The sequence below is a fragment of the Amycolatopsis sp. CB00013 genome (assembly GCF_001905755.1).
Lineage (GTDB): Bacteria > Actinomycetota > Actinomycetes > Mycobacteriales > Pseudonocardiaceae > Amycolatopsis > Amycolatopsis japonica.
Map to the genome: position 1 here is coordinate 457,426 of NZ_LIWC01000002.1, position 14,380 is coordinate 471,805.

General features: G+C 69.0%; 14 protein-coding genes. 8 read left to right on the forward strand and 6 right to left on the reverse strand.

Going from position 1 to position 14,380, the window contains the following annotated elements:
- Entirely contained in the window at positions 1 to 303 is a 303-nt protein-coding gene (locus AMK34_RS12140) for an urease subunit gamma (RefSeq protein WP_016337506.1), read from the reverse strand.
- Positions 304 to 594: 291 nt separating this feature from the next.
- Here AMK34_RS12140 and AMK34_RS12145 point away from each other — a divergent pair, with 291 nt between their 5' ends.
- Positions 595 to 1,746 carry a citrate synthase 2 gene (locus AMK34_RS12145; protein WP_037348027.1) on the forward strand — a complete coding sequence of 384 codons (1,152 nt, stop codon included), beginning with the start codon at positions 595 to 597 and terminating at the stop codon, positions 1,744 to 1,746.
- 51 nt (positions 1,747 to 1,797) lie between these two features.
- Here AMK34_RS12145 and AMK34_RS12150 read toward each other — a convergent pair whose 3' ends face one another.
- From AMK34_RS12150 to AMK34_RS12160, 3 genes are read right to left on the reverse strand one after another with little or no spacing between them, the layout of a single operon-like run.
- Complete coding sequence (locus AMK34_RS12150) at positions 1,798 to 2,388, reverse strand: TetR/AcrR family transcriptional regulator (protein ID WP_073845280.1); 591 nt, start codon at positions 2,386 to 2,388, stop codon at positions 1,798 to 1,800.
- A gap of 17 nt (positions 2,389 to 2,405) precedes the next feature.
- Positions 2,406 to 4,097: an SDR family oxidoreductase gene (locus AMK34_RS12155; RefSeq protein ID WP_073845282.1), complete on the reverse strand. Its 1,692-nt coding sequence runs from the start codon at positions 4,095 to 4,097 to the stop codon at positions 2,406 to 2,408.
- 36 nt (positions 4,098 to 4,133) lie between these two features.
- On the reverse strand, positions 4,134 to 5,633 hold the full coding sequence (locus AMK34_RS12160; protein ID WP_073845283.1) for an MFS transporter: 1,500 nt from the start codon (positions 5,631 to 5,633) through the stop codon (positions 4,134 to 4,136).
- 171 nt (positions 5,634 to 5,804) lie between these two features.
- Here AMK34_RS12160 and AMK34_RS12165 point away from each other — a divergent pair, with 171 nt between their 5' ends.
- The 6 genes from AMK34_RS12165 to AMK34_RS12190 all read left to right on the forward strand — a co-directional run bounded on the left by AMK34_RS12165 (position 5,805) and on the right by AMK34_RS12190 (position 11,330).
- The gene (locus tag AMK34_RS12165; RefSeq protein ID WP_073845284.1) at positions 5,805 to 6,395 is read left to right on the forward strand and encodes a TetR/AcrR family transcriptional regulator; all 591 of its coding nucleotides are present in this window, start codon (positions 5,805 to 5,807) and stop codon (positions 6,393 to 6,395) included.
- A 163-nt stretch (positions 6,396 to 6,558) separates the two neighbouring features.
- Positions 6,559 to 7,386, forward strand: a complete 828-nt coding sequence (locus AMK34_RS12170; protein ID WP_073846263.1) for an ABC transporter ATP-binding protein — start codon at positions 6,559 to 6,561, stop codon at positions 7,384 to 7,386.
- Positions 7,383 to 8,195, forward strand: coding sequence for an ABC transporter permease (locus tag AMK34_RS12175; RefSeq protein ID WP_037348039.1), 813 nt, complete (start codon positions 7,383 to 7,385; stop codon positions 8,193 to 8,195). The genes AMK34_RS12170 and AMK34_RS12175 overlap by 4 nt, the downstream gene beginning before the upstream one ends.
- Positions 8,192 to 9,352: a sensor histidine kinase gene (locus AMK34_RS12180; RefSeq protein WP_073845286.1), complete on the forward strand. Its 1,161-nt coding sequence runs from the start codon at positions 8,192 to 8,194 to the stop codon at positions 9,350 to 9,352. The genes AMK34_RS12175 and AMK34_RS12180 overlap by 4 nt, the downstream gene beginning before the upstream one ends.
- Positions 9,349 to 9,969: a response regulator gene (locus tag AMK34_RS12185; protein WP_037348043.1), complete on the forward strand. Its 621-nt coding sequence runs from the start codon at positions 9,349 to 9,351 to the stop codon at positions 9,967 to 9,969. Before AMK34_RS12180 ends, AMK34_RS12185 begins: the two co-directional genes overlap by 4 nt.
- Before the next feature lie 14 nt (positions 9,970 to 9,983).
- Positions 9,984 to 11,330 carry a serine hydrolase domain-containing protein gene (locus tag AMK34_RS12190; RefSeq protein ID WP_038507924.1) on the forward strand — a complete coding sequence of 449 codons (1,347 nt, stop codon included), beginning with the start codon at positions 9,984 to 9,986 and terminating at the stop codon, positions 11,328 to 11,330.
- A 241-nt stretch (positions 11,331 to 11,571) separates the two neighbouring features.
- Here AMK34_RS12190 and AMK34_RS12195 read toward each other — a convergent pair whose 3' ends face one another.
- Positions 11,572 to 11,889, reverse strand: a complete 318-nt coding sequence (locus tag AMK34_RS12195; protein WP_037348049.1) for a hypothetical protein — start codon at positions 11,887 to 11,889, stop codon at positions 11,572 to 11,574.
- Positions 11,890 to 12,005: 116 nt separating this feature from the next.
- Here AMK34_RS12195 and serC point away from each other — a divergent pair, with 116 nt between their 5' ends.
- Complete coding sequence (gene serC / locus AMK34_RS12200) at positions 12,006 to 13,133, forward strand: phosphoserine transaminase (protein WP_016337521.1); 1,128 nt, start codon at positions 12,006 to 12,008, stop codon at positions 13,131 to 13,133.
- Between the two features lie 5 nt (positions 13,134 to 13,138).
- Here the strand turns inward: serC and AMK34_RS12205 are convergent, their stop codons facing one another.
- The gene (locus tag AMK34_RS12205; protein WP_073845288.1) at positions 13,139 to 14,338 is read right to left on the reverse strand and encodes a glycosyltransferase 87 family protein; all 1,200 of its coding nucleotides are present in this window, start codon (positions 14,336 to 14,338) and stop codon (positions 13,139 to 13,141) included.
- Positions 14,339 to 14,380: the final 42 nt, after the last annotated feature.

Here is a 14,380-nt window from a genome sequence, read left to right on the forward strand (position 1 = left end):
CTAGACGATCGGGTCGTGCACGGTGACGAGCTTCGTGCCGTCCGGGAAAGTGGCTTCGACCTGCACGGAATCGACCATCTCCGGCACTCCGTCCAGCACCTGCGCCCGGCCGAGCACCGACCGGCCGCTCGCCACGAGCTCGCTCACCGTCCGGCCGTCGCGAGCGCCTTCGAGGACGTGATCGGTGATCAGGGCGACCGCCTCGGGGTAGTTCAGCAGGACCCCGCGCTCCAGGCGTTTGCGAGCTACGTCCGCCGCGACGTGGATGAGCAGTTTGTCCCGCTCCTGGGGGCTCAGGTGCATGGGAAAGGTCTATCACCGGAAACGGCCCGCCGCCGGTTCTCGAAACACAGGATTTACGTCGGCGCCCGGTACACGCAAAGTGAACGTCGCCGTAACTCTTCGCGTACGAACGTGCTTTTCACTGAATCGTTCTCGTAATCGTGACCGAAAGCACCACATCTTTCGATTGCCCCAGGCCGCGACGTGGAGCAAAGTTTGTCCATCCGTGCGATGAGGCGCGCCTTCGCTGCGTGTATCCCGTCCACGCATGAACACAAAGCCGGGGAATGCGCATCGAAAGGTTTCACCACAGTGAGTACCTCCACGATCAGCACCAATCAGCCGTCCGAGCAGGTCGACGACGGTTTCCGACCGGGTCTCGAAGGCGTGGTCGCCTTCAAGACCGAAATCGCCGAGCCCGACCGTGACGGCGGCGCGCTGCGTTATCGCGGTGTCGACATCGAGGATCTCGCCGGCAAGGTGACCTTCGGTGACGTCTGGGGTCTTCTCGTCGACAGCCGCTTCGGCCATGGGCTACCGCCCGCCGAGCCGTTCCCGCTGCCGGTGCACACCGGCGACGTCCGCGTCGATGTCCAGGCCGCGCTGGCCATGCTCGCCCCCATCTGGGGCTACCGGCCGCTGCTGGACATCACCGACGACGAGGCGCGCGACCAGCTGGCCCGCGCCTCGGTGATGGCGCTTTCGTACGTCGCCCAGTCCGCCCGCGGCATCGGGCAGCCCGCCGTCCCCCAGACCCGGGTCGACGAGGCGAAGTCGATCACCGAACGCTTCATGGTCCGCTGGCGCGGCGAGCCGGACCCGGCCCACGTCAAGGCCATCGACGCCTACTGGGTCTCGGCCGCCGAGCACGGTCTCAACGCCTCGACCTTCACCGCCCGGGTCATCGCCTCGACCGGCGCCGACGTCGCCGCGGCGCTGTCCGGCGCGATCGGCGCCATGTCCGGCCCGCTGCACGGCGGCGCGCCGGCGCGGGTGCTGCCGATGATCGAAGAGGTCGAGAAGACCGGTGACGCGGTCGGCCTGGTCAAGGGCATCCTGGACCGCAAGGAACGGATGATGGGCTTCGGGCACCGCGTGTACCGCGCGGAGGACCCGCGGGCGCGCGTGCTGCGCCGGACCTGCCAGGAGCTCGGCGCGTCGCGCTACGAGGCGGCCGCGGAGCTGGAGCAGGTGGCGCTGAAGGAGCTGCGCGAGCGGCGTCCGGACCACCCGATCGAGACCAACGTCGAGTTCTGGGCGGCCGTGATCCTGGACTTCGCCCAGGTACCGCCGCACATGATGCCCGCGATGTTCAGCTCGGCGCGCACCGCCGGCTGGGCCGCGCACATCCTGGAGCAGAAGAAGACCGGCCGCCTCGTGCGCCCGTCGGCCAAGTACGTCGGGCCGGAGCCGCGGAAGCCGGAAGACGTCGAAGGCTGGGACCTGGTCGCGAAGCAGTCCTGACGCGCGCTATGAAAGGTCCTTTCCTTGCAAAATTTGCAAGGAAAGGACCTTTCATAGCATCTGCGGGATCGAGGAATCGTGCGCCGCGGTCGCCGAGAGCATGGCGGTCAGCTGATCGACCAGCCAGCCGTCGAGCGCCTCACGCGGCACGGAACGCTCCTGCAGCCAGCTCAGCAGAGCGCCCTCCACCACCGCCGTCCAGCACCGCAGGGTCAGCAGGAGCATAGGCGAGGGCTCCGACACTCCCAGCGCGCCGAGGATGAGCTCGACGGCGCGGTTGCGGACCTCGTCGATCGCCGCGTCCGTCTCCGACGTCGCGATCACCGAACCGCTGCGCAACAGCGCGACGTACCCCGCCCGGTAGTGGTCGGCGACGTCGATCAGTCCGCGGACGGCGGCCCGCAGCCGGGTTTCGGGCGGGCCTTCCTCGAGCCCGGCGAGGCCGTCGATGAGCCCTTCGGTGACCGTTTTCAGCGCCTCGACCTGCAGTTCCCGCAGGTTCGAGAAGTACCGGTAGAACAGCGGCCGGGAGACCTCGGCGCGGGCGATGATGTCGTCGACCGTGACGAGTTCGGGCGCGCGCGAGCCGAACAGGTCCAGCGCGGCGCGGATCAGGTCCTCGCGGCGCGCTTCCGGCGACATCCGGCGTGGGCGTCCGGTCACGGGGTGACGTCCAGTTTGGCCGCGGCCCGCAGCAGTCCGGGGGTGAGCCGGGAGAGGACGAGCGCGGCCTTGGCCTCCGGCGTCGACGGCTGGATGGCCTTGTCCTTCTCAACGGCCCGCAGGATGTCGCGGGCGACCTTCTCCGGGCCGAAGCCGCGTTTCGCGTACAGCTTGCTGCTCGACTTCTGGCGCCGCTTCTGCTCGATGTCGTCGACACCGACGAAACGGGTGGTGCTGGTGATGTTGGTGTTCACGATGCCGGGGCAGATCGCGGTGACGCCGATGTTCTCGGCGGCCAGCTCCGCCCGCAGGCAGACGCTCAAGGTCAGCACGGCGGATTTCGTGGTGGCGTACGCGGAAAGGATCTTCGACGGCAGGTACGCGGCGGCCGAGGCGACGTTGACGATCTGGCCGCCTTCGGCCCGTTCGCGCATCTGCTCGGCGAAGACGCGGCAGCCGTGGATGACGCCCCACAGGTTCACGTCGATGAGACGTTCCCAGTCCTTGACCGTCGTGTCGAGGAACGGACCGGACAGGCCGATCCCCGCGTTGTTGACGACGATGTCCGGGACGCCGAACTCCTCCTTGACCCGCTGGGCGAACTTCTCGACCGCTTCGGCGTCTGAAGAGTCCACTGTGTACTCGCCGACGGTCGCACCCTTGTCCCGCAGCAGTTTCGCGGTGTCGGCGGCGGCGGAGCCGTTGATGTCGGTGATGACGACGTCCGCACCCTTGTCCGCGAACGCGAGCGCCGTCGCGCGGCCGATCCCGCTGCCGGCGCCGGTGATCACGACGAGCTTGTGCGCGAAGCCTTTCGTCCTGGCCTGTTTGAGCGCGCGGCTCTCCTCACCGCCTTCGACGTGGTCGATCAATTCGGCGGTCGCGTCGGCGATCACCTGGGGCTTCTCGCGGACCACCCAGTGCGTGCCGACGATCCGGCGGATCCGGAGGTCCGGCGCCCAGCGTTCGATCTCGGTCTGCAGCGGCGTGGTGACGAACTTGTCGCCGGTGGGCGCGAGCACCTGCACCGGGATCTCGGCGGGCCTCGGCCGCGGCCGCGAAAGGCGCGTGAACATGTTGGCGCGATACAGGTTGAGGCCGTACAGGCCGTCCGAAGTGGACGGCGCACCGGCCGCCGGATCCATCCGGCCGATCAGCGCGCCCATCGCGCCGGTGCGCCAGAGCACCTGCGGCATCAGGGGGATCTGGAAGCCGAGGATGTACGTCGAATGCGCCCACTGGACGAGCGCGTTCTTGAGCCGTTTCGGGCTCGGACGCACCTGCGCGCGGAACCACGCGCCCGCGTGGTCGAGGCTCGGCCCGGAGATCGACGTGAACGACGCGAGCCGTCCGCGCAGCCTGTCGCCGGTGACCGAATGCCAGGTCTGGATGGAGCCCCAGTCGTGCGCGAGCAGGTGGACCTTGCCCTCGGGCTGGACCTCGTCGACGATCGCGGCGAGGTCTTCGGACAGCTGGTCCAGTTTGTAGGACGCGCGTCCCGAAGGCTTGTCCGAGCGCCCCGCGCCCCGGACGTCGTAGACGACCACCCGGTAGCGGCGTTCCAGCAGGGCGGCGATGCCGTCCCACATGGAGCCGTTGTCCGGGTAGCCGTGGACGAGCACCACCGTGGGCGCGTCGTCGACGCCGGTCACCCGGACCGAAAGGCGGACACCGTCGCTGGCCGTCACCCACTTGTGAGACATCCTGTCATGTTAGACAACTTGTCAATAAGGCCGCTTCTTGAGGAGTTCGCGGCCGAAGGTCCACACGGTGTCGATCACGAGAACGAAGGTCCAGATGCGGCCGAGGTTCAACAGCCAGTGACCACTGGAGTTCCAGTACCAGCCGGCTTCGTGCGCTTCGCCGAACAAGGCTTCGATGGGCCAGCTGTAACCGGCGACCGCCAGAGCCGCCTGCGCGACGATGTAGACCCCGGCGTGGATCGCCCAGTTCCGGAGCGGATTCGCGCGCTTGTTCGCCTCCTCCGTCACCGATTCGGCCGCTTGTGGACTGTCCTCGATCGTGCGGGGCGCCCGCTTTTCCTTTTGTGACACCGTTTTTCGTGGTTCCACGGGAAACTCCGCAACTCCGACACGCCGTACGGCGCCACGAACCACGAACGATCCGAAGAGCAGAAGCCCCGCCGCACCGAAGCAAGCGACACGCCATCCGGTCTCCGAGCCGTAGAGCTGCCCCGCCACGAAGGTTCCGATCGTCGCTCCCAGTAGCGTCGCACTCTCGTAGATCCCCATCGCCCGGCCGAGGCTCAGCCCGGCCGCCTCGGCGACCACCGCCTGCTCGACCGGGATGGCCGCCGCGAACGCCGCCGCGGACAGGACCCACATGACCGCGAGCACCGGCGGGCTCGGCGCGAAGGACAGTCCGGCGGCGAAGATCGCGCTCGCCACCATCGCCAGCGCGAGCACGCGCGTCCGGCCGACCTTGCGGACGAAGCCGTGGAGGTAGTCGGGCAGCAGGCTGTAGACGATGAAGCCGGGGATGAAGACCGCCGCGATCTCACCGAGCCGGAGCTGATGCCCGCGTTGCAGGTGCATCAGCAGCAACAGGGCGACGCCCGCCTCGGCCATCGCGGTCAACGCGACGAGCGCGAGCATCGGACGCATCCTCCTGCCCAGCTGAAGCAGCCGCGGCGCGCCCTCCTCGCGCACCTGCGCGGACTTCGCGTTCAGCAGGACCACCGCGGCCACCGCGCAGGCCGCGGCGCCGAGCCAGAACACGCCCCGGTAGTCGATCCAGGCGATCGCGGTCAGCGCGACCACGAAGGCGATCCACGTGCCGCCCCCCTCGGCCGCGAACAGCTTGCTGAACGCGCCGTCGTCGGCCGCGAGCCCCTCCCCGACCCGCGCCCGCAACGCGACCCAGAACAACGCACCGCCCGCGCCGCCGAGAACCGCGGCCAGGTAGGCGACCCCGATGCCCGGCGTCACCGCGTAGACCACAAAGGACAGTCCATAGAGGACAGCGCCGACCGCGGCGATCCGGCCCCGGTCGAACCGATCGGCGAGCGAGCCCGCGATCGGCCGGACCACGAACGACACCAACGTCTCCAACGCGGTCAGCGCCCCGACCTCGGCGGCCGACGCACCGAGCTGGCTCCCCACCCACAGCGGCAGGAGGAAATCGAGCACCTCCGCCGGTCCTTTGGTCAGCGCGGCGGCGAGCTGGTTCTCCTCGGCGCGTTTCTTGTGTGCTACCTCGTCCACCCCAGTACCCCCTTTTCGGATACGACTGTATTCTAAAGAGAGGCGGCCGGGCAAGGTGGGCGCCGGAGCGGAGCCGGTCCAGGTGGTCGTGAGTGGCGTTTCGGGTTCTAACCCGAAACGCCACTCACGACCCACCCAGCCCATCCGGTGCACAGAGGGGAGGATGCATCCGTGCCGAAGATCGTGGACCGCGCCGAACGCCGCCGGGAGATCGCCGGCGCCCTCCTGCGCATCGTCGCGCGCGAAGGCGTCGAAGCCGTCAGCGTGCGCTCGGTCGCCGTCGAAGCCGGGGTGTCCGCGGGCGCGGTGCAGAAGTACTTCTCCACCAAGGAAGACCTGTTCCGGTTCGCCCTCGACATGACGAGCGAGTTCCTGGAGCAACGCTGGGAAAACCTCGATCAGTCCGGCGACCTGCTGGACCTGCTGCTGCGCCTGCTCTTCGAGGCGATGCCGCTCGACGAGCAGCGCCGCGCGGAGGTGATCGTCATCAACGCCTTCACCGCCCGCGCCGCCGTCCGGCCGTCCTGGGCCGAGTTCATCCGCACCGGCTACGACGAGCTCGCGGAGATCACGACGCAGTACATCTCGAAAGCGCAGTCGGAGGGCCACATCCGGGACGACCTCGCGGCGAGCGACCTGGCCGATGCCGTCCTCGCCCTGTCGGACGGCTTCGCGAACCGAATGCTCACCGCCGCCGATCCGGCCGCGCTCCTTCCATCCCTCGAAACCTCTGTGCGCACGCTACTCACTCCCCGCAGTTAGTCCTCTGGATGCGGTAGTTGCGCGTGCAAGGACCGCATCCAGAGGACTAAATGCGGGGAGGGCGTGACACCGGTGTCCATCGATCGGTTGACAGCCGGGTTCAGTCCAGCGGTCGTCCCGGGACAGCGGCCCGCTGAAGCACGATCGACGTATGAACAAAGCGGTGAAAGTGCGTGGCCTGCGCAAGGAGTACCCGGGCCACACGGCCGTCGGGGGGATCGACCTCGACATCGAGCAGGGCGAGGTGTTCGCGCTGCTCGGCCCTAACGGCGCGGGCAAGACGACGACGGTCGAGATCCTGGAGGGCCATCGCAAGAGAACCGAAGGCGAGGTCGACGTCCTCGGCGAGGATCCCGGCACGGCGGGCCGCGCCTGGCGGGCCAGGCTCGGGATCGTGTTGCAGACGGCCAACGACGCCGCCGAGCTCACCGTCGCCGAGACCGTCCGGCACTTCGCCCGCTACTACCCGAATCCTCGTGACACCGACGAAGTGATCGAGAAGGTCGGCCTGACCGAGAAGGCAGGCGCCCGCGTCAAAAGCCTTTCCGGCGGGCAACGGCGTCGGGTGGACGTCGCGCTCGGGATCATCGGGCGGCCCGAGCTGGTGTTCCTCGACGAGCCCACGACCGGGTTCGATCCGGCGGCCCGGCGCCAGTTCTGGGAGCTGATCAGGAGTCTCGCCCGCGAGGGCACCACGATCCTGCTCACCACGCACTACCTGGACGAGGCCGAGGCGCTGGCCGACCGGGTCGCGGTCATCACCCGCGGCGCGATCGTCGCCGAGGGGACGCCGCAGACGCTCGGCGGCCGCGCCACCGCGGAGGCCACCGTCCGCTGGGCCGACGAGCACGGCGCCCACCTGGAACGCACCCACTTCCCGGCCAAGCTGATCCGCGAGCTCTCCGCCGACGGCCGCGAGCCGTCGGAGCTGACCGTCCACCGCCCCACGCTCGAAGAGACCTACCTCGACCTGATCGGAGAAGCCCGATGAGCACGCTGACCCTTCCGGGCACCTTCTCGCTCGGTCTCGTCCGCGGCGCCGCGGAGATCAAGCAGTTCTTCCGCCTGCGGGAGCAGGTGATCTTCACCTTCGCCTTCCCGTCCCTGCTGATGGTCCTGCTCGGCTCGATGCTGAACTCCTCGATGCCCGGCATGGCGATCACCACCGGACAGGTGCTGGCCGCGGGCATGATCGGCTCCGGCATCGTCTCGACGTCGTTCAACAGCGTCGGCATCGGCCTGGCGGCGGACCGTGAAGCCGGTGCGCTGAAACGGCTTCGCGGTACGCCGATGCCCGCGGCGTCCTACTTCATCGGCAAGATCGTCCTGGTCGGCGCGACGAGTATCGCCCAGGTCGTGCTGATGTCGGTCGTCGGTGTCCTGCTGTTCGACCTGAGCCTGCCCACCGATCCGGTGAAACTGCTGACCGCCCTGTGGGTCTTCCTGCTCGGCGTCACCAGCTGCACCCTGCTGGGCATCGCGCTCGGGTCGGTGACAAAATCGGTCAGCGGCGCGGTCGCCGTGGCCAATCTGATCTACATCGCGTTGCAGTTCATCTCCGGGGTGTTCGTCACGCCGATCACCAACCTGCCGAAGGTTATGGTCGACATCGCTTCGTTCTTCCCGGTGAAGTGGATCTGCCAGGGCTTCCGCTCGGTGTTCCTGCCGGCCGAGGCCGCGAGTCAGGAAATGGCGGGGACATGGGAACTTCCGATGGTGGCACTGGTGCTGACGGCGTGGTGCGTCGCGGGGCTGCTGCTGGCGAAGCTGACGTTCCGCTGGTCGAACGAAGGCAAGTGAACGCCTGGGAGCGGTTCTACTGGCTGTGGGAGGTCCTCTTCGGGATCACCTTCGCCGCGACGACCGCCCTGGTGGTCTTCGACGACGGGACGACCACGGACAAGACGGTCGCGATCCTGTGCTTGACCGGTATCGCCGTGGCGTACCTGGTCCGGGGCCGCCGGCTCATCAAGGGCCCGGACCACGAAGACACACCGTGGCTGCACACCGTCGTGGTGATGCTTTTCCTGGCGGGCGCCAACTTCGCCAGCACCACGTCGAGTTTCATCCTGTTCTTCGTGTGCCCAGTGCTCTACATGACGCTGTCGACGAAAACGGCGTCGGTCTTCACCACGATCGGGGTGCTGCTGGGCCCGGCGTCGTCGATAGCGCGGGGCGGCTTCGATCAGCCGTCCCTGCGCATCCTGCTGCCGATGACGGCGATCCTGATCGTCTTCAGCATCCTCGCCGGCCGCTACACCAGCCAGATCATCGATCAGAGCAAGAGCAGGGCCGCGTTGATCGAACAGCTGCAGGCCAGCCAGGCGGAGGTCTCCAGGCTCTCGCGGGAGGCGGGGACGGCCGCCGAACGCGAGCGCATGGCCCGCGAGATCCACGACACGCTCGCGCAGGGCTTCACCAGCATCGTCACGCTCACCCAAGCCATCGAGTCCGAAATGGACACCGATCCGAAGGCGGCCCGTCGTCATCTGGAGCTCGCGGCGCGGACGGCGCGGGAGAACCTGGCCGAGGCGCGGGCGATGGTCGCGGCGCAGGGACCGTCGGCACTCGTCGCCGCTTCACTGGAGGAAGCCTTGCGCCGTCAGGGGGAACGGCTGACCGAGGAGACCGGGATCGAGGCGTCGATCGAGGTCGGCGGCCCGCTGCCCGCGCTCCCGATGTCCACGGAGGTCGTCCTTCTGCGGGCGGCACAGGAGGCGCTGAGCAACATCCGCAAGCATTCCCGCGCCACCCGCGTCTCGCTTCGGCTGTCCGTTGTGGACGGACGTGTCCGGCTCGGCGTCACGGACGACGGCATCGGATTCGACCCCGCCGCGCCCACCGGTGGCTTCGGCCTGGCGGGGATGCGCACGCGTACCGATCAGGTCGGTGGCATCGTGACACTGAAGAGCGAACCCGGTGCGGGGACGACACTGGAACTGGAGGTGCCCGCGTGATCACGATCATGCTGGTCGACGATCACCCCGTGGTCCGGGAAGGCCTGCGCGGAATGCTGGAGGCCGAGCCGGACCTGAGCGTCATCGGGGAAGCGGGCTCCGGCGACGAGGCCGTCGCGCTGAGCCGGGTCAAGCAGCCGGACGTGATCCTGATGGACCTGCGGATGCCCGGTCTCGACGGCGTCGGCGCGACGCGGAAGATCCTCGCCGACCGGCCGGGCCAGCGCGTCGTCGTGCTCACCACCTACGAGACGGACGCGGACATCCTGCGCGCGGTCGAAGCGGGCGCCTCCGGCTACCTGTTGAAGGACGCTTCGCGCGCGGAGCTCGCCGGTGCGATTCGTGCCGCGTCGCGCGGCGAGACGGTCTTGGCGCCTTCGGTCGCCGGGAAGCTGGTGAACCGGGTGCGCAACCCGACGGCGTCGCCCTTGTCGGCACGCGAGATCGAGGTACTCCGGCTGGTGGCGCGGGGAAGCACGAACGCCGACATCGGCAGGACGCTCCACATCAGCGAGGCGACGGTCAAGACCCATCTGCTGCGCGTGTTCGGGAAACTGGACGTTTCGGACCGCACGGCCGCTGTGACCACCGCTATGCGACTGGGGCTGCTCGGGTAGGCAGAATGCGACCCATGCTTGCCACGACCGAAATGGCGCTGCTTCGCCGCCTCGCGCACGAGCAATCCTCGTGCCGCACCCCGTCCATCGTCGCCGCCGTCGTCCGCGACGGGGAAATCGCCTGGTCCGGAGGGCGCGGACGCGTCGACGGCGAGACACCGGGCGCCGACACGCAGTACCGGCTCGGGTCGATCACCAAGACACTCGTCGCGACGGCCGTCATGCGGCTGCGCGACGAAGGCAAGCTCGACCTGAACGACCCGCTGGAGCAGCACCTGCCCGGCACCTCGTTCGGCTCGGCCACCATCGCGCAACTGCTGTCGCACACCTCGGGCCTGACCGCGGAATCGCCCGGCTCCTGGTGGGAGCGCACCGTGGGCGCGGACTGGGACGCGCTCGTCGAGAGCCTCAAGGACGGCGCGACGCGGCTGCGGCCGGGCAGCCGGTTCCACTACAGCAACGTCGGTTACGGCGTGCTCGGCGAACTGGTCGCGCGGCACCGCGGGCAGTCGTGGCTCGACGTCGTCCGCGCCGAGATCCTGGGCCCGCTCGGCATGAACCGGACCTCGCCGCATCCGGAAGGCGCGCACGCGGACGGGTTCGCCGTGCATCCCTTCGCCGATCTCCTCATGCCGGAGCCGTCGCCGGACGCGGGCGCGATGGCCCCCGCCGGCCAGCTGTGGTCGACGGCCACCGACCTCGCCCGCTGGACGGCGTTCCTCGGCGGGCACACCGGCGGCGTCCTGAGCGAGCAGACCGTCGCGGAGATGCGCGAAATGGTCACCGTGGACGACGGCGACGCCTGGACCACCGGATTCGGCCTCGGTGTCATGCTGGTCCGCACGGAGGGCAGGCGGCTGGCCGGGCACACCGGATCGATGCCGGGCTTCCTCGCCTGCTCGCTCGTCGACGCGAACGCCGGCATCGGCGCGCTGGTGCTGACGAACTCGACGGCGGGCGTCGGCATCACGCAGCTGTGCCTCGACCTGATGAACCTGACCGAACAGCACGAGCCGTCCATGCCCGCCGAATGGCAACCGTCCACTGTGGACCCGAAGTTGCTGGAGCTGACCGGGTTGTGGCACTGGGGGCCGACGCCGTACCACCTGCGGCTGCTCCCGGGCGGCCTGTTCTCCCTCGCGCCGACCGACGGCCCGGGCCGCGCGTCGCGGTTCGCGCCGGTGGGTGACGACACCTGGGTCGGCCTCGACGCCTACTACGCGGGCGAGACGCTGCGGGTCGGACGGGATTCGGCGGGCAAGCCGAACCACCTCGACCTCGCGACGTTCATCTTCTCGCGCACCCCGTTCGACCCGGCGGCGCCCATCCCGGGTGGCGTCGACCCCGAGGGCTGGCGCTAGCGGTCCAGCACCGCCGATTTCACGTGATCGACCGGACGACACGCGTGATCCGGCGGACGACACGCGTGACTGGATGGACGACACGACACGCGGCCGACTCCCGTGCGTGACCAGGGACGAAGGCTCCTTTTACCGCATCAGGCGCGGCGAAGGGAGCCTTCATCCCACCATCGGCCCGCCCGAGAACACGCCACGTTCGACCCCGGCTCAAAGAGAACCCGAATCGCCACTCACGACCACATCAGACCGCCGGGGTGTGCCCGACCGCCGCGCCGACGGCCGCGATGAACTTGCGGGCGATGCGCTTGCCCTCGCCCCAGTCGACGAAGCCGAACTTCAGGCTCGTCTGGATCGCCAGCCCGGAGCCCTCGGAGGTCCGCTCGACCTTCACGGTGACCGTCTGGCCGTAGCTGAAGAGGCCCATGCTGGTGGAGAAGGTGACGTAGCCCGCGGCCGCGTCGTAGAAAGGGTTCTTCCCCTTGACCGCCGTGACCCCGTTCGGAAGGGCCTGCCACAACGCCTCGGGGGCCAGGGGGAATCGCTCGTGCACTGTCGCCATGGGGCGAGAAGCTACCCGGACGACGGGCACCCGCGGGAGCGAGTTCTCCGATCCCACATACCGGACACGCGACACCGACTTTCAGCAGGGTCATCCCGACCTGAGAGACTGGGCACATGACCGACGCACCTGAGTTGACCCTCCCCGCGGACCTGAAGCCTGCCGATGGCCGCTTCGGCTGCGGACCGTCCAAGGTCCGTGACGAGCAGCTCGCCAACCTGGCGAAATCCGGTGCCACCTACCTCGGCACCTCGCACCGTCAGAAGCCGGTGAAGTCCCTCGTCGGCCGCGTGCGTGCGGGTCTGTCCGAATTGTTCTCCCTGCCCGAAGGCTACGAAGTGGTCCTCGGCAACGGCGGGACGACCGCATTCTGGGACGCCGCCGCGTTCGGGCTCGTGCGGGAACGTGCGCAGCATTTCACCTACGGCGAGTTCTCCTCGAAGTTCGCCACGGTGACCAAGGGCGCCCCGTTCCTCGCCGACCCGATCGTCGTGAAGGCCGACCCGGGCAGCGCGCCCGAGATCGCCTACGAGGCCGGCGCCGACCTGGTCGGCTGGGCGCACAACGAGACCTCGACCGGTGTCGCGGTGCCGGTCCGCCGCCCTGAAGGCAGCGAAGGCGCCCTCGTCGCCATCGACGCCACTTCCGGCGCGGGCGGTCTGCCGGTCAAGGCCGAGGACTTCGACGTCTACTACTTCGCGCCCCAGAAGTCCTTCGCCTCCGACGGTGGCCTCTGGATCGCGCTGGCGTCGCCCGCCGCCGTCGAGCGCATCGGCGAGATCGGCGCGAGCGACCGCTGGATCCCCGAGTTCCTGTCGCTGACCACGGCGCTCGACAACTCCCGCAAGGACCAGACGTACAACACCCCGGCGGTGTCGACGCTGTTCCTGCTGGCCGACCAGATCGAGTGGATGAACTCCAACGGCGGTCTGGAGTGGACGACCTCGCGGACCCGCGACTCGTCGACCCGGCTGTACGAGTGGGCCGAGAAGACCGGCTACACGACGCCGTTCGTCAGCGACCCGTCGCTGCGCTCGCAGGTCGTCGGCACCATCGACTTCGCCGACGAGGTGGACGCCGCCGCGGTGGCGAAGGTGCTGCGCGCCAACGGGATCGTCGACACCGAGCCGTACCGGAAGCTGGGCCGCAACCAGCTGCGCGTCGGCCTGTTCCCGGCCATCGACCCGGACGACATCACGAAGCTGACCCAGAGCATCGAGTACGTCGTCGAGCGCCTGGGCTGAACTAGCTAGCTGTCCGTGAAGGCCTCCTTGAGGGACCCAGAGTCCCTCAAGGAGGCCTTCACGGACTTGCGGAAGACTGCGGCCAGGGCGAGCAGCATCAGGCCGTACAGCACGTAGGACTCCGTCGCCAGCCACCAGCCGAAGCTCCCGGCGGGCCGCGGCGCGAGCCACATCGGCGCGATCACGAACAACGCCACCGTCACGGCGGCGAGCACGTACGAAACGACCGAACGTGCCCAAATCAGCAGCACCAGGATCGGCACGCACCAGATCCAGTGGTGCGTCCACGAAACCGGCGACACCAGCAGCCCGCCGACGGCACACGCGGTCAGCGCGAACACCGGCTCCGCGACGCGCACGATCACGAACGCGGTCAGCGCGACCACGGCGATCGAGGCCAGCACCCAGACGACGTCTTCCGCCGAGCCGAACCCGAACCGCGCGAGCATCCCGCGCAGCGACTGGTTGCCGACGTAACCGCGATCGCCGATGCGGCTGGTGTCGAACAGGATGTCCGTCCAGAACCTCGCCGACGCGCCGGGCGCGGTCAGGAACATCAGCGCGCCCGCGCCGAGGAAACCGGCCACCACCCGGCCCGCGGACCGGAAGTCCTTGCGGAACAAGAAGAACAGGATGAAGAAGGCCGGCGTCAGCTTGATCGCCGCGGCGACGCCGATCAGCAGGCCCTTCGTGCGGGCGCGGCCCGGCAGCAGGGCGTCGAGGACGACCAGCAGCATCAGCAGGGTGTTCACCTGGCCGAAGCCGAGCGTCGAACGGACCGGCTCCATGATCCCGCCGACGGCCTGTGCCCCGATCGCCGCCAGGACGGCGACGGCGCGGCCCCGGACGGCGGAACGATCGGTGAGCGAACCGTTGAGCGTCGCGACGAAGAGGTAGACGACGATCCCGCCCGCGATGATCGACGCGAGCCCGACCAGTCGCGTAGCCAGCGCGGCCGACAGCAGCGTGCCGGGCAGGAACACCGCCGCCGCGAACGGCGTGTACGTGAAAGGCAGCCAGCCGCCGTGCGTCTGCACCCACGCGCCGTACGGGTCGCCGGAGTCGACGAGCAGCCGCGCGCCGCCGATGTAGACCTCGAGGTCCTGGCCGTCGAACACCTTGAGCGTGAACAGCACGCCGACCACGACGGCTTCGAGCGCGATCAACGCCCCCGCGAGTTTCCGCCCCGACAATCCCACCAGCACCCGGCGAGATTACCCACCGTCGCCCCGCGTTCAGTCCTCTGG